This is a genomic window from Roseburia sp. OM02-15, assembly GCF_003481835.1.
GTDB lineage: Bacteria > Bacillota > Clostridia > Lachnospirales > Lachnospiraceae > Eubacterium_I > Eubacterium_I ramulus_A.
In genome coordinates, this window is sequence record NZ_QULX01000003.1 from 187748 (window position 1) to 209857 (window position 22110).

22 protein-coding genes and 1 other annotated feature (1 of these 23 running past the window's edge) are annotated in these 22110 nt (G+C 42.9%); of the genes, 1 reads left to right on the forward strand and 21 read right to left on the reverse strand.

The features are described from left to right. Positions 1-96: 96 nt before the first annotated feature. The 14 genes from DXB15_RS04325 to gpr form a co-directional block, all read right to left on the reverse strand. Complete coding sequence (locus DXB15_RS04325; protein WP_118702162.1) at positions 97-1098, reverse strand: SseB family protein; 1002 nt, start codon at positions 1096-1098, stop codon at positions 97-99. A gap of 12 nt (positions 1099-1110) precedes the next feature. Then, positions 1111-1575, reverse strand: coding sequence for a hypothetical protein (locus tag DXB15_RS04330; RefSeq protein WP_109214336.1), 465 nt, complete (start codon positions 1573-1575; stop codon positions 1111-1113). 122 nt (positions 1576-1697) lie between these two features. Then, the gene (locus tag DXB15_RS04335) at positions 1698-2393 is read right to left on the reverse strand and encodes a S1 RNA-binding domain-containing protein (protein ID WP_109214337.1); all 696 of its coding nucleotides are present in this window, start codon (positions 2391-2393) and stop codon (positions 1698-1700) included. Between the two features lie 38 nt (positions 2394-2431). Then, positions 2432-3061, reverse strand: a complete 630-nt coding sequence (gene lepB, locus DXB15_RS04340) for a signal peptidase I (protein WP_109214338.1) — start codon at positions 3059-3061, stop codon at positions 2432-2434. Between the two features lie 9 nt (positions 3062-3070). Then, positions 3071-3826: an exodeoxyribonuclease III gene (locus DXB15_RS04345; protein WP_109214339.1), complete on the reverse strand. Its 756-nt coding sequence runs from the start codon at positions 3824-3826 to the stop codon at positions 3071-3073. A 276-nt stretch (positions 3827-4102) separates the two neighbouring features. Further along, positions 4103-5299 (reverse strand): GNAT family N-acetyltransferase, encoded by a 1197-nt coding sequence (locus DXB15_RS17530; protein ID WP_330427462.1) that lies wholly within the window; start codon positions 5297-5299, stop codon positions 4103-4105. Between the two features lie 81 nt (positions 5300-5380). Beyond that, on the reverse strand, positions 5381-6034 hold the full coding sequence (locus DXB15_RS04355) for a DUF1847 domain-containing protein (protein WP_118702163.1): 654 nt from the start codon (positions 6032-6034) through the stop codon (positions 5381-5383). Positions 6035-6379: 345 nt separating this feature from the next. Next, positions 6380-7453, reverse strand: a complete 1074-nt coding sequence (prfA, locus tag DXB15_RS04360; protein ID WP_109214341.1) for a peptide chain release factor 1 — start codon at positions 7451-7453, stop codon at positions 6380-6382. 3 nt (positions 7454-7456) lie between these two features. Continuing rightward, positions 7457-8293 (reverse strand): peptide chain release factor N(5)-glutamine methyltransferase, encoded by an 837-nt coding sequence (gene prmC, locus DXB15_RS04365; RefSeq protein WP_118702164.1) that lies wholly within the window; start codon positions 8291-8293, stop codon positions 7457-7459. Further along, a complete protein-coding gene (locus tag DXB15_RS04370; RefSeq protein WP_118702165.1) occupies positions 8290-9288 on the reverse strand; it encodes a DUF1385 domain-containing protein in 999 nt (332 codons plus the stop codon). The genes prmC and DXB15_RS04370 overlap by 4 nt, the downstream gene beginning before the upstream one ends. Positions 9289-9395: 107 nt before the next feature. Further along, entirely contained in the window at positions 9396-9596 is a 201-nt protein-coding gene (rpmE, locus tag DXB15_RS04375; RefSeq protein WP_021739751.1) for a 50S ribosomal protein L31, read from the reverse strand. 145 nt (positions 9597-9741) lie between these two features. Next, positions 9742-11256, reverse strand: a complete 1515-nt coding sequence (rho, locus tag DXB15_RS04380) for a transcription termination factor Rho (RefSeq protein WP_109214344.1) — start codon at positions 11254-11256, stop codon at positions 9742-9744. 219 nt (positions 11257-11475) lie between these two features. After that, on the reverse strand, positions 11476-12678 hold the full coding sequence (gene spoIIP / locus DXB15_RS04385; protein ID WP_118702166.1) for a stage II sporulation protein P: 1203 nt from the start codon (positions 12676-12678) through the stop codon (positions 11476-11478). 60 nt (positions 12679-12738) lie between these two features. Then, a complete protein-coding gene (gene gpr / locus DXB15_RS04390; RefSeq protein WP_109214346.1) occupies positions 12739-13809 on the reverse strand; it encodes a GPR endopeptidase in 1071 nt (356 codons plus the stop codon). A 205-nt stretch (positions 13810-14014) separates the two neighbouring features. Between gpr and rpsT the strand changes: the two genes are divergently transcribed. Next, a complete protein-coding gene (rpsT, locus tag DXB15_RS04395) occupies positions 14015-14278 on the forward strand; it encodes a 30S ribosomal protein S20 (protein ID WP_109214347.1) in 264 nt (87 codons plus the stop codon). Between the two features lie 136 nt (positions 14279-14414). On the opposite strand, the gene trpD is transcribed toward rpsT, so the two are convergent. From trpD to trpE, 7 genes are all read right to left on the reverse strand, one after another. Next, complete coding sequence (gene trpD / locus DXB15_RS04400; RefSeq protein ID WP_118702219.1) at positions 14415-15422, reverse strand: anthranilate phosphoribosyltransferase; 1008 nt, start codon at positions 15420-15422, stop codon at positions 14415-14417. Between the two features lie 149 nt (positions 15423-15571). Continuing rightward, entirely contained in the window at positions 15572-16360 is a 789-nt protein-coding gene (trpA, locus tag DXB15_RS04405) for a tryptophan synthase subunit alpha (protein ID WP_118702167.1), read from the reverse strand. A gap of 106 nt (positions 16361-16466) precedes the next feature. Continuing rightward, positions 16467-17657, reverse strand: a complete 1191-nt coding sequence (gene trpB / locus DXB15_RS04410) for a tryptophan synthase subunit beta (RefSeq protein ID WP_118702168.1) — start codon at positions 17655-17657, stop codon at positions 16467-16469. A gap of 160 nt (positions 17658-17817) precedes the next feature. Next, entirely contained in the window at positions 17818-18453 is a 636-nt protein-coding gene (locus DXB15_RS04415) for a phosphoribosylanthranilate isomerase (protein WP_147404763.1), read from the reverse strand. Positions 18454-18585: 132 nt separating this feature from the next. After that, positions 18586-19359: an indole-3-glycerol phosphate synthase TrpC gene (trpC, locus tag DXB15_RS04420; protein WP_109217013.1), complete on the reverse strand. Its 774-nt coding sequence runs from the start codon at positions 19357-19359 to the stop codon at positions 18586-18588. Positions 19360-19698: 339 nt separating this feature from the next. Next, complete coding sequence (locus tag DXB15_RS04425) at positions 19699-20262, reverse strand: anthranilate synthase component II (protein ID WP_118702170.1); 564 nt, start codon at positions 20260-20262, stop codon at positions 19699-19701. Beyond that, positions 20259-21671: an anthranilate synthase component I gene (gene trpE, locus DXB15_RS04430; RefSeq protein ID WP_187119643.1), complete on the reverse strand. Its 1413-nt coding sequence runs from the start codon at positions 21669-21671 to the stop codon at positions 20259-20261. Before trpE ends, DXB15_RS04425 begins: the two co-directional genes overlap by 4 nt. Before the next feature lie 335 nt (positions 21672-22006). Beyond that, positions 22007-22110: a binding site (T-box leader), on the reverse strand; it runs 174 nt beyond the window's last position.

Genomic DNA, 22110 nt, shown 5'->3' on the forward strand with positions numbered 1-22110 from the left:
AGCCTCCGGCAGGATTACAGAGGTGCGCAGTTGAAGTATGTCATGCAATTGCATGACGCGCACCTCGCAACAAGAATGCCGGAGCATTCTTGAATACTATTCTGCCTGTGCATCTTCGCGATCCTCACGCACCAGTTCCAGTACGGCAGAAATCTCACTTCCGGTTGGCGGAGCAGTCTGAAGCTCCTCACGTTTTCCGGCAGCATCTACACTGCAAAGTACGTTGTCTTCGTTCGGCATTCCCTGCTCAATTGTGAAATAACGCATTTCGTTGTTCTGCGGATTCCATACAATGTACATAGAATGTGCCATCTGTGGTGCCATATTCTGTTTTGGGAGCTCAATGCTTGCCACACAGGTCTCCTCGTCAATATCAAGAATCATAATCTCAAAATCTTTTTCAGAATACGGACACGGAAGTTTATCACCGTATGGCTGACGGTACAGCGTTGCCATAAATTTGCCCTGCTTCTCTTCCAGTTTTTTCATAAACTCTGCATTTTCATTGTATACAACTCGCGGAATAATTCCCCATTCACAGGTTCTGCGGGCAAACAATTCAAACTGCGCACGACTCATCTTAAGTTCTTTCACCTCAGGTTTGCCCTGTGGTGCAGTTCCCTGTTTCTGCGCTGCTTTCAGCTGTTTCATCGCATCGATAAATTTCGGATGCAGGATCATTTTATCGGTATCTGGATTGACAATGATTCCTTTCAACTTCAGTGACGGATTAGAACCGATACGTAACAATTCGTCTATCGTCACATTCAGAATTGCCGGATATTTTCCTTTTTCTGCCATCTGTTTGGAAGATGTGTATGCCGGTGCAAAATGTTCCCCCTGTGGGTTCTGAACAATAATCGGAAGCATACGTGGTGCTGTTTTCACATCAATCTTCTCCCCACGTTTTGCTTTTTCGATCACCTGCTTTTTAATATCTGGTGGAAAATCTGCCGGTACCAGAAATCTTGTATCTCTCATCGCCTGCATCAGATTTGCCATATTTTCATTTGATTTTTCATCCAGGAATTGTTTGATTGCCTTTTCAACCTCTTCGTTTGTAAATTCCGGCATCGCCATATTTTTCTCGTTCTCCATTGCTTTACCCTCTCAACTCTCCATCATTCCACAGATCATAAACTGGTTCAGATTATAGTCTTTGCTGTTTTCGTGTATACGAATGATATTTTCACCCACAAACATAATTTTTGCATGAAAAAATCCCGGACTGGCTTCAAACAACCGTGTCTGATGCACATGGATATCACAGCGTTTATCCAGAAAATAGGTAAACGGATTCACACTGTCATCCCACTCGCGCACTACCAGCTCCTGCTCTTTTTTCAATTTACGTTCATTCATTTTGACTTCCACGATATGTTTAACATACGCTTTTGCCACCAGTCCCGTTTTATCCCGGAACTGAAACAATATATAATCGCGTCCGGAAGAAATAATTCCTACCCGGGCATAACCGACATCCTGTCCCACCATTGTAATGGTACACCATTTTCCATGCATGGAGGTACAGTCAAAATATTTTCCCGGCTCATGTACAATCTTATTTGCTGCCATGATACTCCTCCGATTTTTATTTTTTTGAAAAGAGGACTATATTCCCCTTCTGATATAAAGAAGTCCCCATTGCTTCTTATTTTACACAACTGAAACAATGGGCTTTCTTAAATTTAAGTTAACTAAAATTTGAATTTTTTCAACAGATCACCCATGGATGTTCCGATCTCTTCTGCTTCCGGAATCTCCACATGCACTTCTTCTTCCTGCTCTTTTTCCTGAAGCAGTGCTTTCATGCTGAGACTGATCTTGCCATCTTTATTTCCAATGACTTTTACCTGTACTTCCTGTCCTTCTTTCAGAACAACAGACGGATGTTTGATACGATCCAGAGAAATCTGAGAAATATGTACCAGACCGGATACACCATCGCCCAGATCTACAAATGCGCCGTAATCTTTGATAGTTTCTACTTTACCAGTCAGCACTTCGCCTTCTTTGATCTCAGCTACTTTTAATTTTTTCTCTGCATCGCGCTGCTCTTTTAAAATCTCTCTTGCAGATAATACCAGTTTGTCATTCTCAGCGTCTGCTGTGATAATGCGGACTTTCAGCTCTCTGCCAAGCCATGGATTTAAATCGTCCACATGACTTAAACTCAGTCTGGATGCAGGAATAAATCCACGTACACCCTCTACCAGTGCGATGACACCTTTATTTACGATACCGGATACGGTTACATCCAGTGTCTCCTGATTCTCATATAACTCTTTGATTTTCTCCCATGCCAGTAAAGTGTCGGTATCTTTTTCACCGTCTCCCATTACTTTATAGGATTCTTCCAGTTCTTTTTCAAAGTCTTTCATTGATTCTGCCATTTTTGTTTCCTCCATGTGCATATGCTGTCGCTTATTTATTATTTATTGGTCAATATCGCGAATTTTGAATAATATTTAAAAATCGCTTTGCCCTTGATCTCATCTTTTTTCACGTAACTGTACGGTTCTGCTTCTTCCGGTGTCGAAGCTTTTCCCTCGTTTAACGCGATCTGTGCCCAAAAACGACCGTCTTCCGAATCGTTTCGGTTATCACCCAGTACAAAATAACATCCCTCTGGTACTTTAAACGTATAACCGTCATTTTCCCAGGTCCATGTTTCCTTCAAGTAATCTTCTTCCAGCGGTTCTGACGATCCATCGATATAAATTTTGCCATCCCGGATCTCAACGGTCTCACCCGGCAGTCCGATCACACGCTTAATGTAAGTCTGCTTCTCATCCACCGGATAGGAAAACAGGATAATATCTCCACGCTGCGGCTCATCAAACCAGTAAGAAAAACGGAAGCCAATCAGACGATCCTTGGTCATGATCGTATTTTCCATGGATCCGGACGGTACTCTGACATTGATAATGACAAACTGCGTCAACACGAAAACCACCGCGATCACGATCACGAACATCCGAACCCAGCTAACCACTTCTTTTCGCATATCACCTTTTTTTTCTTCTGTCTTATTGTTTTCTGTTTCTTGTTCTTTCTTCATGCCAAACTCCTAAATTTCAATATCCAATTCCACCGGACAGTGATCCGATCCAAACACTTCCGTATGGATCTTCGCATCCTGCAACCGGTCTTTTAATGACTCTGACACAACAAAATAATCAATTCTCCATCCAGCATTTTTCTCCCGGGCTTTAAACCGGTAAGACCACCAGGAATAAATGCCCGTCTGCTCCGGATAAAAATAACGGTAGGTATCGATCATGCCGCTTGCCAGAACGTTGGAAAATTTGCCACGCTCCTCATCGGTAAAACCGGCATTTTTGCGGTTTGTCTTCGGGTTTTTCAGATCGATCTCCTGATGTGCCACATTTAAGTCTCCGGCATAGATCACCGGTTTTGTCTCTTCCAGAGATTTAATATAAGCAAGGAAATCATCTTCCCACTTCATACGATAATCCAGACGTGCCAATTCACTCTGGGAATTCGGCGTATATACTGTCACAAAGAAAAAGTCCTCATATTCCAGTGTGATCACACGACCTTCATGGTCATGCTCTTCGATCCCGATTCCATAGCGTACGGACAACGGTGTCTGCTTCGTAAATACTGAGGTACCGGAATAACCTTTTTTCTCCGCATAGTTCCAATATTGTTCATATCCTTCCAGGTCAAGCTGAATCTGCCCTTCCTGAAGTTTTGTCTCCTGAACACAAAAAATATCTGCGTCCGCCTCGTGAAAGAAATCCAGAAATCCTTTCTGTACACAGGCACGCAAACCATTGACATTCCATGAAATTAATTTCATTCCAAACTTCCTTTTCCAGTTGCTTTCTCCCATGTATTTTGACAGTCATCCTGTTTTTCTGCGGATTTCTGTGAATACACAGTGATAATAATTGTAGCTATTTTTCATACTGGATTAGTATAGCATATCAGGCGGCAGACAGCAAGATTTATTCCAATTCTATATTGTTCCGACCCTGTGTTTATTCCAGTTTTATCCCAATCCTGCTCTCATTCCGATTCCGTGTTTATTCTAATGTTATCCCAATTCTGTTATTGCTCCGATCCTGTGCCTACTCTAATCCACCGGTTCCGTTTTTGCATTCTTTTTTCTCAGTCTGGAAAACCAGATCATCGGCTCTGGATGCTGCGGACGCTCACACAGGCTTTTCTCCATCCATACCATATTGTACCAGTGATCAAATTTATAGGCGCACTGATGAAATTTTCCCACCATTTTGTAACCCTGATGAGCATGGAAGTCCACACTGTCTTTGGTCAGATAAACATCCTTTTCCTGATCTGGATAAGCGATGCAGGCATTTACACAGACTATGTGTTGTCTGAGCAGCGCCTCTTCCAACGCTACATATAATTTTTTCCCAATTCCCTGTCCTTTTGCGTCCATTTTCACATAGATTGATGTCTCCACTGCCCAGTCATAAGCCGCACGCTCATGCAGCGGACCTGCATAGGCATACCCGACGATTCTTCCGTCCTGCTCTGCCACCAAATACGGATATTTCACCAATGTCTGTTCGATTCTCCGGGTAAATGCCTCCAGCGTTGGTACTTCGTATTCAAAAGTAATCGCTGTCTGCAAAATATAAGGCGCATATATGTCTAAAATTTCTTTTGCATCCAAAGGTGTTGCAATTCGGATCTGAAGCTTCGTATTTACTTCTGAGGATGTCACTGTATGTGCTATCTCTGTTGCATCTATTATATCGGATTCTTTTAAATCTTTCTCTTCCATATGGGGATTTTGTGCGATTTTCTTTTCATCTTCTTCCTTAGATGTTTTTTCAAACGCAACTCTCGGGCTTCCATCATCTACATAAATAATGCCACATTTTTCAAACCCGTTTTTCAGGATCAGATGCTGCATCACTTTGTTATTCTCATGGGTATCAATACGTAAATGCTGGATTTTTTCCCACGCAAATGCAAGTACCTGCTCCATGATACCATGGGCTTCCGATGCAGAAGCGATCCGATGAATCGTTCCATAAAGAGTCGTATCTTTCCAACTGCCCTGCTCAATATTCTGATAAGTCGGATCCTCTCCTATGATCAGGGCAAATACTCCCTGAAGCCGATCCCGCTCCTCTATCACATATAATTGTTCTTTTTCAATATCTTTTCGTAACGTTTCTTCCGTTGGACGTGTCTGTCCCCACTGGGTTGGATTGCCATGTTCTGCCATAAATTTGCGGGCATACACATAGATTTCCTGTATGTTATCCAAATCCTTTTCCTTTGCCAAACGAATCACTGTGTTTCAACCTCTTTTCCAAATGATTTTTTATCAAATCTTAGTTTTGCCAATTCTGGTTTTTATTAATCCCAGTTTTGGCTAATCCTGTGGACATAATTTGTTGTGATAATATCCATCCGCTGCATACAATGCTGCCACCGGATTATGACCAAGCACGCGGTCTTTTACCACCAGTGTCGTTGTTAGTCCTTCGGCATATTTGTAAAACATACTGTCATGTCCCACGCAAAGTCCCATCACAATATTCAGATCCGTGTGCTCTGCATTCAGCATCTTTGCCTGTATAATAGGATTGCACATGTTCACACCGGTGTTTTCACAGGTTTTTGGAATCCCAACTTCTGTTTTACGCACCGTACCTGCTTTACAGGCGACACCGTACACCTCAAATCCATGACTGCGTAAAATTTTGGTCAGTGTACGTGTCTCACGGATCAGTCCCACACAGGTAGCAATACCGATTTTCTTTGCACCGATCCGTTTTGCAAATTCAATGGTTTCCTCCACGCGGCACATCTGACAATAATAATCACTCTCCACACCTGCCGCTGCAAGTGTTACTTTTTTATTCTCCTCGTCATCATATAAGCGGATCACTTCGCCTAACAGTGTCTCATCCATAGCTGTTGTCAGGCAGAAGTCCGGATAATACTTGTCCATTTTATTGCAATTTGTTACACCACAGTCGACACAACTGTGGAGCACTTTCTTACATTCACTATTCTCGCCCATTATGTAATTCCTCCAAATTTTTGATATATTGTATTTATTATACACTATTTTCTTATCGCACTCACTTTCATTTTTGAACGCAAAAAATAAGATACCCCACACTTAATTTGTGAAGTATAATAAGTATATAACACCTCCTCTATTTTTCAAAGAAAAACTATTTTACATAAAAAGTGTTAAAATCAGCAAGTCACATAAAACTCCCAATCAGATACAAAAAACCTTGGGGAACTGTTTTTTTACAATTCCTCAAGGTTATTCTTAGTTTTTTACTTGATGTCTGTTTTTCTCACAGGCTAAAACTTTTGCCCTAAAACTGGATAATCGCTTTTGCCCTGTGACAAATTAATTTTCATTCATCTTCGCAAGTTTTGCTGCCTGATCAGCTGCGATCAGTGCATCAATGATCTCCTGAATATCACCATTCATAATGGACTCCAGACGATACAGTGTCAGTTTAATACGATGATCTGTCACACGTCCCTGTGGGAAGTTGTAAGTACGGATCTTCTCGGAACGGTCTCCGGTTCCGACCTGACTTCTTCTTGCCTCTGCCTCAGCATCATGTGCTTTCTGGCATTCCATATCATACAGTTTTGCACGAAGTACTTTTAAGGCTTTATCTTTGTTTTTCAACTGAGATTTCTCATCCTGACAGGAAATTACGATACCTGTCGGGATATGTGTCAGTCGAACAGCAGAGTCAGTTGTGTTGACACACTGTCCACCGTTTCCGGATGCACGGAATACATCGAATTTACAGTCGTTCATATCAATCTGTACATCTACTTCCTCTGCCTCTGGCATGATTGCAACAGTGATGGTGGAAGTATGGATACGTCCGCCGGACTCTGTCTCCGGTACACGCTGTACACGGTGCACACCACTCTCATATTTCAGTAAAGAATAAGCACCCTGACCGGTTACCATGAAGCTGACATACTTCATACCGCCGATACCGATTTCCTCCACGTCCATGGTCTCAACTTTCCATCGTTTGCTCTCTGCATAGTGTACATACATACGGTAGATTTCTGCTGCAAACAGTGCTGCCTCGTCTCCACCGGCACCTGCACGGATCTCCACGATAACGTTTTTGTCATCGTTCGGATCTTTCGGAAGCAGAAGGATTTTTAATTTCTGCTCTAATTCTTCTACTTTTTCTTTGGATTCTGCCAGTTCTTCTTTTGCAAGCTCGCGAAGTTCCTCATCGCTCTCCTCCTGCAACATGGCAAGACTGTCCTCGATGTTCTGTTTATTTTCTTTATACTCTTTGTATGCTTCTACGATCGGAGCCAGATCTGCCTGCTCCTTCATCAGTTTCTGGAAACGTTTCGGGTCATTTGCCACATCCGGCTCACTCAGCATACTGAGTAACTCTTCAAAACGCACCAGTGTATCTTCCAGTCTGTCAAACATAGTTTATCTCCTTCCTCTCACAACCCGGTCAAGTCCCGCCAGATCGCGAATCACTTTTATATCATTAAATCCATGTTCTTTCATAAATCCGCTGACTGCTTCTGCCTGATCATGACCGATCTCATACAGCAGATAGCCGCCGTCATTCAGATGAGCAACGCTTTCTTCCGTAATCCTCCGGTAAAAATAAAGCCCGTCCGCTTTTCCGTCCAACGCTCCCATCGGTTCATGGTCACGCACTTCCGGCATCAGCGTATCGATCACGTTACTCGGAATGTAAGGCGGATTCGATACAATCATATCAAATCTGCCGGAAATTTCCGAAAACAAATCACTGTGAACCAAGCTCACCGGCACCTGATTCTGCAATGCATTGTGCTTTGCCACCTGCAATGCTTCTTTCGAAATATCTGCCCCGGTCACTTTTGTATCTGGACAAAAGGACTGAATACTGATTCCAATGCATCCAGAACCAGTACACAAATCCAAAACTTCCGCATCCGGCATCTTATTTTTTAAGATCTGAATGGCTTCTTCCACCAGCACTTCCGTATCCTGACGCGGAATCAGGACATGTTCATTGACCGCAAAGGGCAGTCCCATAAATTCCTGTTCTCCGGTCAGATACTGCAACGGCATCCGCTGACAGCGTTTTTCCGTCAGGTCCAGATAAGCCTTTTCCTGTTCCGGATTCATCTCATCCCGCTCATGCAGCAGATAAAAACTGCGGCTGATCTGGCAGACTGCTTCTATAAGAAACCAGCTTTCTGCCGCCTCATTTTCCACACCTGCAGCTTTCAGCAGCGCTGCTGCCTGCATTCTTGCTTCCCGGTATGTCATGGCTTTTTCTCCTGCACTTTCTGCTCAGCATCTTCAGATTTTGTATCAGCATTGACTGCCTCTGAAATACCTTCTTCCGCACGGATCTCTGCAATATAGCTTCTCCAGTCAAACACAGCTTCCACAGAAGCAATGCCGACCTCGATCATGTCGTCATCCGGCTCCTTTGTGGTCAGTCCCTGCATCCACAAACCCGGTTTACTGATCAGATTGATCACCGGATTATCGCTACGGCCTGCTGCACGCAGCAGCTCATAGGAAACGCCCGCGATCACCGGCACCAGCGCTAAGCGAAGCACCAGACGCAATGCATGAGAATCCACACGGATAAACAGAAACAAGATTACGCTGATGATCACGACAAACATCAGAAAACTTGTGCCACAGCGTTTGTGCTCCTTGGAGCTCTTCCGCACATTTTCCACATTCAGTTCCAATCCATGTTCGATGCAGTTGATGCATTTATGCTCCGCACCATGATACATGAACACACGCTGAATCTCTTTCATCTTTGAGATCAGCAATATATATCCGATAAAAATTGCAAGACGAAGGATTCCTTCGATCACTGCTACAACCATATCGCTCGCAATAAACCGGGAACACAGTACCGACAGATAATAAGGCAGGATCATGAAAATAGCGACTGCCAGTATAATAGACAACGCTACCGTTCCGCCCATCATGGCATTTTCCTTTGCCTTTTTCTTCTCTGCGGTATCCTGCTTCTTCTCCTTTGATTCTTCTTCATCCTCAAAAAAAGAAGCGGAATACATCAGCGTGGACATTCCAAGCACCAGAGAGTCAATAAAACTCAACACGCCGCGCACCAGCGGAATCTTCTGCCACACTTCTCCCGGAACAATTCCTTTATATTCTTTTGTCATGACTTCAATTTCCTGATCCGGTTTACGGACTGCCACTGCATACCGTTCCTTATTTTTCATCATGACACCTTCCATGACGGCCTGACCGCCAATTCCAGAATATCGCATAGAAATTCCTCTCCGTTTCGTCAAACTCAGAAAACATAAAATTTCCTGCTTAACAAAACAGGTTGAGATTTTGCAACCTCAACCTGATTTTCACACATATCTTACTATTATTTTAAGCCGTATTTCTTGTTGAACTTATCAATACGTCCACGTGCCTGAGCTGCTTTCTGCTGTCCTGTATAGAATGGATGGCATTTAGAACAAATCTCTACGTGAATATCGCTCTTTGTAGAACCTGTTACGAATGTGTTTCCGCAGTTACAGGTTACAGTTGCCTGATAATAATCCGGATGGATTCCTTCTCTCATTAATTTCACCTCGCATACCAAATTTCTTTGTAATTCTACTTACGTCTATGAAAAACAATAAACTTGTTAATCTTTCTGTACCGCGCGCTCACGGTACACAGCTTTCATATTATAGCATGCACTTTTTTCTATTGCAAGCAGTTTTTTAGAAAAATTTCCGTTTTTTTACAAGTTCCACGAACTCATGATTATTTTTGGTACGAACAAACATATTCAGTATATTTTCTACTGCTTCGTCGGACTTCATGCCGTTGAATGCTTTTCTCATAATATAAGTAGCTTCCTGTTCTTCTTTATCTAAAAGAAGATCTTCTCTACGTGTTCCAGACTTCACAATGTCGATGGCCGGGAAGATACGTTTTTCGGACAGACGGCGATCCAGAACAAGCTCCATGTTACCGGTTCCTTTGAATTCTTCATAAACAACATCATCCATCTTGCTTCCTGTCTCAACCAGAGCGGTTGCAAGAATTGTCAGGCTGCCGCCCTCACGCATGTTTCTGGCTGCACCAAAGAATCGTTTCGGCATATGTAATGCCGCTGGATCCAGACCACCGGATAACGTACGTCCACTTGGCGGAACGACTAAGTTGTACGCTCTTGCCAGACGGGTGATACTGTCCAGAAGAATCATGACATCCTGACCATGCTCTACCAGACGTTTTGCACGCTCAATTACCATTTCGGATACACGTTTGTGGTGCTCCGGAAGTTCGTCGAAAGTAGAATAAATAACTTCTACGTTATCGCCTTCGATAGCCTCTTTGATATCTGTTACCTCCTCCGGGCGCTCATCAATCAGCAGAATGATCATATGCATGTCCGGATTATTGGTCTTTACAGCGGTTGCTACTTTTTTCAATAAAGTTGTCTTTCCTGCTTTTGGCGGAGAAACGATCATACCACGCTGTCCTTTACCAACTGGGGAAATCAAATCCATAATTCGCATAGCTGTCTCATTTGGCTTTGTTTCCAGACGCAGACGCTCATTCGGGAAGATTGGTGTCAGATCTTCAAACGGTTTACGGTTCATTGCCTCATACGGCGGATATCCGTTTACGGTGCTAACATACAGCAGGGCGCTGAATTTCTCACCCTGGGATTTGATACGTTTGTTTCCGCACACAATATCGCCTGTTTTTAAATTGAAGCGGCGGATCTGGGACGGTGCCACATACACGTCATTGTCACCCGGCAGATAATTTTCACAACGGATAAATCCGTAACCGTCCGGCATAACTTCCAGAATACCGTTCGCCTGTTCTCCACTGTCTAGAGATGCCTCATCCTTTCGGATCTGCTCTAATTCTTCCTCTGTCTTCTTTTCTTCTGAATGGTCAGAAGTATCCCTGTCCTCACGGCGCGTATTTGTTCTGGTGCTGTAACGTCCCGGTTTGCGCTCTCTGACATAGGTTCTGCCTGCAGGTTTTGCTGCTTCCTCTGCATTATCTTTTGACTCTGTCTTTTCTTCTGTCTTCTTCTCTTCTGTTGCCTTTTCTTCTGCTGCTTTTGCCTTTTCCACTGCTACTTCTTTCTCATCTTCCTGCAGCATACGTTCAATGAGATCTGCCTTCTTTAAAGCAGATACTCCTTTTAATCCTCTTGTCTTGGCAAGGTCTTTTAAAACAGCAAGCGATAAGCTCTCGTACTTTTCTCTCATTTAAAATATACCCTCCAGTAAACTATCTGATGTAATTCATTTGGTTCCTGTAATATGAATGGACCTCTGTCCCGATCAAACTGAAACAAAAACATTTTTAAATACATTATAAAAAATGATTCATCCTTGGAATTTCTGTCAGAACCGACACGAATACTTATTAATTTAGTATTATACACTAATTTTAGTTAAATAGGAAGTGTTTTTTATCATTCTTAACTATTTCCCACTCAGCACCCGATCCAGCACCTGTGCCAGCGGATCCATGGCATTGACTGCCTCCTGCAGAGTGTTTGTCTGGGCACCCACTTCGATCAATAATGATTTTGGACAAAGATGCATATTGTAACGATAACTTTTCAGATAAATTTTCCTTGTAAAACCCGGATACAGTTCTGTGGCGGCAAGCTGCATTTTCAGAGACATTGCCAGATTATCTTCGATATAAGGGTTGCGCAGATAATCAATATCTCCAGTAGCGGTTGTTTTACTCAATCCGTTAAAAAACATCACCTGCGCCATATCCACGCCATTGATATTTGCTGCCAGACGCGTGGTATCTGCCACACCGTCACGATGCAGATCGATCACCACTTCAATGGACGGATGATCCTGTAAAATTTTCTGGATCACAGGTGCTGCCACATTGTAGGCATGATCCCGATCCGTGTCATAAATTCCTGTATCATGTAAAACGTGATAGCCATATGTATCCTGCAAAAGCTGCGTCAGTCGGTTTCCCACAGCAATCACGGAAGTATTTGGATCTCCCGGTGTGGAATCCGCATAACCTTCGGAACCGTGGGTATGATAGATCAGAATCTGCGGCACATCTTCTGTTGTTTTCTGAATCGTACAATCTTTATTTAGCAGATTTTGCACCACAAGTTGAGAGCTATTAATCGTGGTGGACTTATCCACGGTATAATAATGTTGAATCAGATAATCAAAATCATTTAATTTTTCCAGAGATACTGCATTTCCACCTGCCGACACAGCTGTCGTAGCCACGTCACCCGATGATGCATCAGCTTCATTTGATTGTGTATTCTCAGGATCTGTTTGATTTGCATCGGTATCACTATTTCCAGCAGAAGCATCCACCGTCTGTGTCTCCTGTGGATCTTTTTTTACCAAAATCTGATCATAAGACAGCTGACTTTCTGACTGCATATCATACATCGTCGTATCGTCTTCTATCTGATAAGCAGTCTGATCCCCATCTCCTGCGGTCAGCACCGGCGCATACTGCTTCAGCATCAGATAACAGATCTGATATTGCAGACGATTCCACAGACTGGTATTACGGACTCCTAATATACAGATCCACAGAAACAGACTGCTGCCAATCAACAGTACACCTGCTGTGATCATACGTTTTCTTCTTTCTTTTCGCCTTCTTTTTTTCGTTATTTTCAACATGTCACATTCCTTTTCCCCGTATATAAGTATATGAAGAAATCCTGTTCTTATGACATGTTTTTAGCCGCAAAATGCCTGATTGATTGCTTCGGAAATCGTATAACTCATACGCTTGATCTCCGCATCAATGTCCTTTGGTGTCACAAACATATGATTTAACTGCGGAGATAACAGTTCCCGGATCAGATTCCGATGCTCTGCTTCCGTCAATTTCCCCCAGGATCTTTTTAACGGCTGCAGACTTTCCGCATGTGCCAGTTCATCAATTAATGTTGACATGGAATCATAAACAATCGTTGCTGCTTCCACTACCGTCGGAATACCGATGGCAATCACCGGAATTCCCGTTGTTTCTTTTGTAATGCTATAGCGATGATTGCCAACACCGGAGCCGGGATAAATTCCCGTATCTGTGATCTGGATCGTGCGCCCTAAACGGCGAACGCTTCGCGCTGCCAGTGCATCCACCACAATCAGATAATCCGGCTGTACTTCATGGATAATTCCGGCTATGATCTCCTGACTTTCCATACCGGTCTGCGCCATAACGCCAGGTACAATGGCACTGATAGGCTGCACCTGTTCATTTTCATAGGCCCGTCTGCCAAATTCTTTTATAATGTGCCGGGTAATATACAGATTGTCTGCCACCTGTGGACCTAATGCATCCGGTGTTACCAGACGGTTACCTAGTCCTGCCACCAGAATTGATGTGCCGATTTCTTCTTTTTTATCAATATTTTGATTGACTTCAGCAAAATGTGTACTGCTCTTTCTTTCTATATTTTCTGAATCCTCTCGACTTTGTGATCCAACTCCCCTCTGTACACCTCTTTTTCCACTATCTTCCACCGGAATCAGTTCTTTCAGGATTTCTGCCAACCGCTTTGAAATTTCTCTGTGGTAATCCTCATCATCCTCGATCATTTCCGCCGCTTCTAATGTAATATAGGTTCCTTTCGGTTTTCCCATCTGCTTTGCCCCATTCTCCGTCGTAATCCGCACGGTTGTAATGTGAATCTGCTCCTCTTCAAAATCTTCTTCTGTAACAGTGATCCCTTTTGCCTCTTCCTGTGCCTTTGTAATCCGTTCATTTTCCTCTACCGCAAGGTCTGTTCTGACTTCAAACATACAAAAAATACCCCAACTTTTCTAAATAATCCTAGTATTTCAAAAAATACAAACAATTATACCAATTTTTTCATTTTTTTCGGTTTTTCTATTGACAATTCCAATTTCCAACCTTATAATACATGAGTATGTTTACATTAGTTCGTCCGTGTCCGGCTTTAATGTAACAATCATTTAAGAATTCTCAGCATGGGAGGTGTACAGATTGGCTAACATTAAATCAGCAAAGAAAAGAATCTTAGTTGCGCAGACAAAGACAGAAAGAAATAAATCTATCCGTTCTTCAGTGAAAACAGCTATTAAAAAAGTAGAGGCAGCTGTTGCAGCAAACGATAAAGAAGCAGCTACTGCAGCATTAGTATCCGCTACTTCCGTTATCAGCAAAGCTGAATCCAAAGGTGTTTATCACAAAAACAATGCTTCCAGAAAAGTTGCTCGTTTAGCAAAATTAGTGAACAGCATTGCGTAACAAGTGCGAATAAATACGAATTAATAAAGAACAATTGGTGCCGTCATACCAGTTGTTCTTTTTATTTTATAAGTTCTTATGAATATATTTATAGTTAATATTCCTACAACCGGTAAGGATTTATCCATCTTATTGCTTATTTTGTATAATTTACCAGATTTCCAAGCACTTCTGCTGCTTTTCCAGAATCAATCGCTTCTTTTGCCAGAATGATTCCATCTGCAATACTGTCTGCTTTTCCGCCAATGTAAAGAGCTGCTCCTGCATTCAGCAGCACGATCTCACGTTTTGCCCCCTGCTCTTTTCCAGAAAGGATCGCACGTGTAATCTCTGCATTTTCTGCAGCAGTTCCACCCTGCAGTTCTGCCAGATCTACGGTCTTAAATCCAAAATCTTCCGGTGCAATTTCATATGTTTTTACAGCTCCATCTTTTAATTCTGATACAACCGTCTTTGTGCTCAATGTAATTTCATCCATATGATCTCTGCCGCTGACTACCAGTGCACGTTTTACACCAAGCTGTCCCATAACATTTGCAATAGTTTCCGTCAGAGCCGGATCATACACACCGACTACCACACCTTTTGCTCCAGATGGGTTTGCCAGAGGACCAAGAATGTTAAACACGGTACGGACGCCCATCTCGCTTCGCGCCTGTCCTACAAACCGCATGGATTTATTAAAAGTCTGCGCAAACATAAATCCAATACCGACATCATCCACACAAGCCTCTACTTTTTCCGGCTCCATCATAATATTTACACCAAGCTGCTCTAATACGTCACCCGCTCCACTCTTACTTGAAATGGATCGATTGCCGTGTTTTGCCACTGGCACTCCAGCTGCTGCCGTTACAATAGCAGATGTCGTAGAAATATTGAAGGAATAGGTGCAGTCTCCGCCGGTTCCTACCAGATCGATAAAATTGTCAGAATGTGGATGAATGTGCTCTGCTTTATCTGCCAGCACAGATGCCAGACCAACGATCTCATCAATGGTCTCACCTTTCATACGCAGTCCGGTCAAAAATGCTCCGATCTGCGCCTGTGTGGCTGCGCCAGTCAGAAGAAGCTCCATTACTTCTTCTGCCTCTGCACGGGTCAGATCCTGTCTGTCTGCTACTCTCTGAATTGCCTGCTTCATATCCATGATACTAATTCTCCTTTTTTACAACCAACTGCTCATAAATCTGTTCTTGCACATATAAAAAGCTGTTTTTCCTCTATTCCTCTTTCTAAATTCGTACATATGCAGAATTTATGATCTTAAAATATTTTTCTACTTTATCTCATTTACTTCAGCTCTGACTTAAAAGTCTGAATGTATTCTTTTGCCACATCCAGATCATACTGATTTTCTTCCATCAGATTGATGAAATGGGAACCAACAATTGCTCCATCAATAATGTCTTTCATCGGCTCTACATCTGCCACGGTGCGAATACCAAATCCCATCATGATTGGAATCTGTGCCTGCTCTTTTACAGATTTCAGATAAGAAATTACTTCTTTATGGAAGTTTGCACCCTGACCGGTGACACCCATGGAGGATACACAATATACAAATCCTCTTGCATCTTTCAAAATCTCCGGGATACGTTTGTCAGATACCGGCGCTACCAACTGGATCAGGATGGTTGCATTCTGTTTTGCCAGTGCATCTTTTAACGGTTGCTGCTCTTCCAGCGGAAGATCCGGAATGATCAGTCCGTCTACGCCAACCTCTGCGCATTTTTCTGCAAATGCTTCTAATCCATAATGAAGCACGGTATTGTAATACATCATAAATACGATCGGCAGCTCGCATCCGTCTTTGCGGACACCGTCTACCAGTTCAAAACACTTGCGCAGGTTGGTTCCTTTTAAAATAGAACGGTAGGACGCATCCTGAATAACCGGACCATCTGCTGCCGGATCAGAAAACGGAATACCAAGTTCCAGAATATCCAGTCCTGCTTCTTCCTGTGCACGGATCAGTTTTGCACAATGCTCCATATCCGGAAGTCCTGCAGTAATATATGTAATAAATGCTTTTTCGTTTTTTTCCTGTAATGTCTGTAATTTTTTCTCTATACGGTTCATAGTCTTCTACTCCAAATTTAATTTTCCATAATTGCTTAATTTACTAATTCATGCTGTTTGTTTTAAATAGTTTTTTTATTTCGTCATCTATCTGGTCAATGATTCATTAATTCAGATAACCTTTTCCTGCCAGATAGTTTGCAATAGTATTAACATCTTTGTCACCACGTCCGGACAGACACACGATCATGGACTGCTCCGGTGTCATTTCTTTCGCTTTTTTGAAAGCATAAGCCATTGCGTGTGCACTCTCGATGGCTGGAATGATTCCTTCTAATTCACAAAGCTCCATCAGCGCATCCATTGCCTCTGTATCTGTGATGGATACGTACTGTGCTCTGCCGCTGTCACGCAGATATGCATGCTCCGGTCCAACGCCCGGGTAATCCAGTCCGGCAGAAATAGAATGTGCCAGCTGAATGTTTCCATCCTCATCCTGAAGCAGATATGAACGCATGCCGTGCAGGGTTCCAGGCTCGCCAAGTGCCATAGCTGCCGCATGTTTTCCGGTCTCTACACCAAGTCCGGCTGCTTCCACACCAATCAGCTGTACATCTTTTTCGTCAATAAATTCTGCAAACATTCCGATGGAGTTGGAACCGCCGCCCACGCAGGCCATAACCACGTCAGGAAGTTTTCCTTCTGCTTCGTAATGCTGCGCTTTTGCTTCTTTACTGATGACGCGCTGGAACTCTTTGACCATCTTCGGATACGGATACGGACCTACGGCAGAACCGATAACATAGAAGGTATCTTCTGCTGTTTTTGCCCATGTACGAATTGCTTCGTTTGTGGCGTCTTTTAAGGTGTTGCTGCCTGACTCTACGCTGACAACTTTTGCACCAAGCATTTCCATACGCATTACATTCAATGCCTGACGCTCAATATCTTCTTTTCCCATGTAAACGGTGCATTCCATGTCAAACAGTGCTGCGCCAGTTGCTGTTGCCACGCCATGCTGACCTGCTCCGGTCTCTGCGATGACTTTCTTTTTACCCATACGTTTTGCCAGAAGGATCTGACCGATAACGTTGTTGATCTTGTGTGCACCGGTATGATTTAAATCTTCACGTTTCAGATAGATTTTTGTACCGTATTTTTTGCTGAGACGTTCTGCATAATATAATGGTGTCTCACGTCCGACATACTGTTTCAGATAATAGTTATACTGATCGATAAACTCCGGATCTTTGATGGCTGCCTCAAAAGCCTCATCCAGTTCCTCTAATGTATTCATTAATGACTCGGACACGTACTGTCCACCAAATTCTCCATAATATGTATTTTTCTTGTTCATGTTTTTTACCTTTCTGCCTCTATCAAATGTTACTTTGTATTTTTCGAATCGAATTTTTATAAGTTATATCATGAGCTAAAACAGCTCATAATCAACACTCGTCACTTGCCAATCATATCAGCATGCTGACTCGTTTACACTCATTATACCTTGCGGCTTCTTAGCAGTGCTTTGCGGCTGAGATAAATTTCCGAATCAAAGCTGCATCTTTGACTCCGTCCCGTTCCACACCACTGCTGACATCTACCACGTCCGGGTGCAGCATATGGATTCCGGTTTGCACGTTTTCTATATTCAGACCGCCTGCTAAAATAAACTGCCGGTTCTGTATTTTCAATTTTTCCGGAAATACAAATGTTTTTTCTTCTGCTTCCCATCCGAAAGTTTTACCGGATCCATATTCCGCTCCGTCTACCACATAACCTTGGATGTTCGGTGACTGTATAAACAGCTCATCTGCATCTACCTCTGTACTTCCTGCGATATTTACCGCCTGCCACAGTGCCAGACCGCCATCTGACTGGCAGTCCGCTGGGATGGTTCCATGAATCTGGATCAGATCAAATCCCAGATTCTGCATCCGTTTCACTTCATCCTTTGATGGGCTGACACACACCGCAACAGACTGGATATTCGGATTTTTTTTCAATTCTTTTAATAACATCTCTGCTTTTTCATAGCTGATATTTCGTTTGCTTTTTTCAAAAAAGACAAATCCTGCATAATCAGCGCCATATGTATTGACTGCTTCGATGTCCTCCGGTCTGCTCAGACCGCATATCTTTACTTTTGTCATGTCTTTCACACCTGCACAAATTATTTTTTGAAGAATACTTCTTGTACTTTTTTCAAGAAGAATATAGAAATCATACTTATACGAATGACTCACTCTTTATCCTCAAACAATCATTTTCATTTCTTCTGTTCCTTACAGTGCTTTCCAGTGTTTTGCCAGTTCCTGTGGATTGGCAGATTCCATAAATGCCCGTCCGATCAGGAAGGCATCCACGCGGCATTCTTTCAGGAATTTTACGTCTTCATCTGATACAATTCCGCTCTCTGCCACAAAAATGCGGTCATCCGGAACCAGCTTGCTCAGGCGTTTTGTGGTGTCCAGTTTAATTGAAAAATCTCTGAGATCACGATTGTTGACACCTACGATTTTTGCTCCACAGTTCAGTGCCCGATCCATCTGCTCCTCAGTGTGAGCTTCAAACAATGCATCCAGTCCCAGTTCTGTAGTCAACTGATAAAAATCACGCATCTGAACATCATCTAAAATTCCGGTGATCAGAAGGATTGCATTTGCTCCGATCACTTTTGCCTCATAAAACTGATATTCATCGATCATGAAGTCTTTCCGTAAAATCGGAAGTGGTGAAATCTCCCGGATTTCTTTCAGATAATGCACATTTCCAAGAAAATGATCTTCTTCTGTCAGGCAGGAAATGCAATCTACCGATGCATTGTATTCATCAATTCGCTTTGTCAGGTCGATCTGACTGGTGATGTTTCCAAGGCTTGGAGAAGCTTTTTTGAATTCTCCGATAATGGAAATTCCCGGTTTTGCAAGCCCTTCGTAAAAACTTGCCGGATGCGCCTCGCAGGCTTCTGCCAGCTTTCGCATCTCCGCCGGTGAAATACGGGATTTGTGCTCCACCAGACGTACTTTTTTGTCTTCCACGATTTTATCTAATATCATATTTTTTCCTCTCATTCAAGTCGAACGCACGTGAGACTTGGTGCGTGATTCTGGTCAGCGAAAGCTGACATATTCTTCTCAGAATCACTGCACATCCCCGCGGAGCGTTTATCGCGGTCGGAGATTGTTCTCCCACTGAGAAAGACTTGTTATTACTCACCACTTGCAGAAGTGGGAGTCTTCTCGACTGAGATAAACAATTTGTGTCATTCACTTTTTACGTCATCTATTTGTGTTATTTATTTTTATCTTTCAATCATACGTTTCGTATTTTCAAATCAATTAAAAATCACTTTATTTTATCATCCAAAAATTGCTTTATTTTTATGAGCTTTTATTTTATAGAGATAAGAAGTTTTCCATCATGCGTTTTCCGTGTTCGGTGTACACCGATTCCGGATGAAACTGTAATCCGATCACCGGATATTTCTTATGCTGCATCGCCATGATCTCGCCATCCTCAGTGGTTGCCAACACTTCCAGACAATCCGGTAAATCCTCTGCGGATACCGCCAGGGAATGATATCTGGCTACCCGAATTGGTGATTCGATGCCATCGAAAATTCCGGTTCCGGTGTGATGGATCAGTGACTGTTTTCCATGATACAGCTCTTTTGCGTAAGTAACAGTTCCTCCAAGTGCTTCGCCGATGGTCTGATGTCCCAGGCAGATACCAAGAATCGGGATTTTATCGTAAAACTCTTTTACCACATCCAGACAAATACCGGCTTCTTTCGGGCTTTTCGGTCCCGGAGAAAGCACGATTTTTTCCGGTGCCATCTGGCGGATCTCCTCGATGGTGATCTTGTCGTTTCGCACCACCTCAATATCCTCCCGGAAGATTCCCATATATTGATATAAGTTGTAGGTAAATGAATCGTAATTATCAATCAGTAACATCATAATGCTTCCTCCGCTACCAGTGTTTTTGCCAGTGCCATTGCTTTGTTGCAACACTCCTGATATTCTTTTTCCGGAACGGAATCTGCTACAATTCCGGCTCCCGCCTGCAGGTAAACTTTTTCGCCTTTTTTGATCATCGTTCGGATCGTGATACAAAAATCCATGTCTCCAGAGAAGTCCACATATCCGGTTGCTCCACCATACAGGCCTCTGCGTACCGTTTCCAGTTCATCAATGATCTCCATGGCACGGATCTTCGGTGCTCCGCTTAAGGTTCCTGCCGGAAGGAAGGATGATACCAAATCAAATGGATGATATTTTCCTTTTTTTCGTCCCTCTACCAGAGATACGATGTGCATAACGTGGGAATAATATTGGATTTTCATGAAATCGGTTACTTTTACACTTCCAAACTCGCTGACCCGTCCCATATCGTTTCGCGCCAGATCCACCAGCATGACATGTTCTGCTTTTTCTTTTTCATCTGCCAGAAGTTCTTCTGTCAGACGTTTGTCTTCTTTTTCATTTTTTCCTCTCGGTCTTGTTCCGGCGATCGGACAGGTGTAAACGCGTTTGCCCTGCTGTTTTACGATCATTTCTGGAGAACTTCCGATGACTTCAAACGTTCCGAAATTGAAATAATACAGATACGGGGATGGATTTAATTCTCTCAGTTCCCGGTACAGATCAAAACCGGTCTGTTTTGTTTCCAGTGTCCATCTCTTGGATAAGACCGTCTGGAAAATATGTCCTTCACGAATGTAATGTTTGATTTTTTCTACCTTTTCGCTGTATTCTTCCAAGCTGTCGGACTGATGAATGATTTTTCCGTCCCGATGGAACTGAAATTCACTGGCCTGTCCTCTGTTTTTTCTGGCTTCCTGAATCATCACATCCGCTTCTTTTAATGCCCGTGCCTTTCCGTCTGCATCATCGGCTTCCAGAATCACGGCAGTCATGGTCTCTGCCACATGATCGATCATCAGAAACTTTGTCATCAGCATCATCTGAATGGTTTCGATGCCAATTTCGTCCGGATTGTTGTCTGGTAAGACTTCGCTGTAGCGAATAAAATCGTAACCAAGCTGACCAACCAGTCCACCGGAGAAATTCAGTTCCGCATGATCATTTTTTATCTCAAATTCGCTGTAATATTCTTTTAACAGATCCAGCGGATTTCCGTTTCGCACTTCTCTGCTGCCATCGGCTTTCGTGATCACCAGAGATTGTCCCACGGAAGAAATCAGCTCCTCCGGCTCCACTCCCATAAACGTATAACGGTCATAATTCTTGTCGTAACTTTCCAACAGGAATCCTACTTTGTCTCCCACCAGGTTCTGATACATGCCGATTGCTGTCTCATTTACGATACTGACGGTCTTTTTGTAAACTCTCAATGTACGTTTCATCTTATTTTCCAGTCCTTTCTATCCTGTAACACTCCGTGGATTCTAAGGTTAGGCTTTTATCAAGTCACATGTTTCCGGGACTTGGTGCGCGATTCTGAACCGTTTTTTAATAGTTTCTTCTTAGAATCGCTGTACATAACAAGAAAGTGTGCCATCACCCACTTACGCGAATAACATTATTAATAGCACATCTTTCTTGCCCGCGCCGAACACGATTGCGAAGCAATGATTTCTTCTCGTGTGAGTGTGCATCGTCTGCACGAAGTGCTTTTATTTGATAGGAAATCCTTATAATTTCCTATCAAATAAAAAATCCCTGACCGTGAACTTTCACAGTCAGGGACGAATATACGTTTCGTGGTGCCACCCTTTATTCATTGTGCTTTTCTGCAACGATTCTATTGCTACACAACCTCAATCCGATACGGAATCTCTTCGA

Coding starts and splice junctions, on each gene's coding strand:
- DXB15_RS04325 (WP_118702162.1), bottom strand. CDS start 1,098: ATGGAGAACGAGAAAAATATGGCGATGCCGGAATTTACAAACGAAGAG.
- DXB15_RS04330 (WP_109214336.1), bottom strand. CDS start 1,575: ATGGCAGCAAATAAGATTGTACATGAGCCGGGAAAATATTTTGACTGT.
- DXB15_RS04335 (WP_109214337.1), bottom strand. CDS start 2,393: ATGGCAGAATCAATGAAAGACTTTGAAAAAGAACTGGAAGAATCCTAT.
- lepB (WP_109214338.1), bottom strand. CDS start 3,061: ATGAAGAAAGAACAAGAAACAGAAAACAATAAGACAGAAGAAAAAAAA.
- DXB15_RS04345 (WP_109214339.1), bottom strand. CDS start 3,826: ATGAAATTAATTTCATGGAATGTCAATGGTTTGCGTGCCTGTGTACAG.
- DXB15_RS04355 (WP_118702163.1), bottom strand. CDS start 6,034: ATGGGCGAGAATAGTGAATGTAAGAAAGTGCTCCACAGTTGTGTCGAC.
- prfA (WP_109214341.1), bottom strand. CDS start 7,453: ATGTTTGACAGACTGGAAGATACACTGGTGCGTTTTGAAGAGTTACTC.
- prmC (WP_118702164.1), bottom strand. CDS start 8,293: ATGACATACCGGGAAGCAAGAATGCAGGCAGCAGCGCTGCTGAAAGCT.
- DXB15_RS04370 (WP_118702165.1), bottom strand. CDS start 9,288: ATGCGATATTCTGGAATTGGCGGTCAGGCCGTCATGGAAGGTGTCATG.
- rpmE (WP_021739751.1), bottom strand. CDS start 9,596: ATGAGAGAAGGAATCCATCCGGATTATTATCAGGCAACTGTAACCTGT.
- rho (WP_109214344.1), bottom strand. CDS start 11,256: ATGAGAGAAAAGTACGAGAGCTTATCGCTTGCTGTTTTAAAAGACCTT.
- spoIIP (WP_118702166.1), bottom strand. CDS start 12,678: ATGTTGAAAATAACGAAAAAAAGAAGGCGAAAAGAAAGAAGAAAACGT.
- gpr (WP_109214346.1), bottom strand. CDS start 13,809: ATGTTTGAAGTCAGAACAGACCTTGCGGTAGAGGAAAATGAACGGATT.
- trpD (WP_118702219.1), bottom strand. CDS start 15,422: ATGAAGCAGGCAATTCAGAGAGTAGCAGACAGACAGGATCTGACCCGT.
- trpA (WP_118702167.1), bottom strand. CDS start 16,360: ATGAACCGTATAGAGAAAAAATTACAGACATTACAGGAAAAAAACGAA.
- trpB (WP_118702168.1), bottom strand. CDS start 17,657: ATGAACAAGAAAAATACATATTATGGAGAATTTGGTGGACAGTACGTG.
- DXB15_RS04415 (WP_147404763.1), bottom strand. CDS start 18,453: ATGACAAAAGTAAAGATATGCGGTCTGAGCAGACCGGAGGACATCGAA.
- trpC (WP_109217013.1), bottom strand. CDS start 19,359: ATGATATTAGATAAAATCGTGGAAGACAAAAAAGTACGTCTGGTGGAG.
- DXB15_RS04425 (WP_118702170.1), bottom strand. CDS start 20,262: ATGATGTTACTGATTGATAATTACGATTCATTTACCTACAACTTATAT.
- trpE (WP_187119643.1), bottom strand. CDS start 21,671: ATGAAACGTACATTGAGAGTTTACAAAAAGACCGTCAGTATCGTAAAT.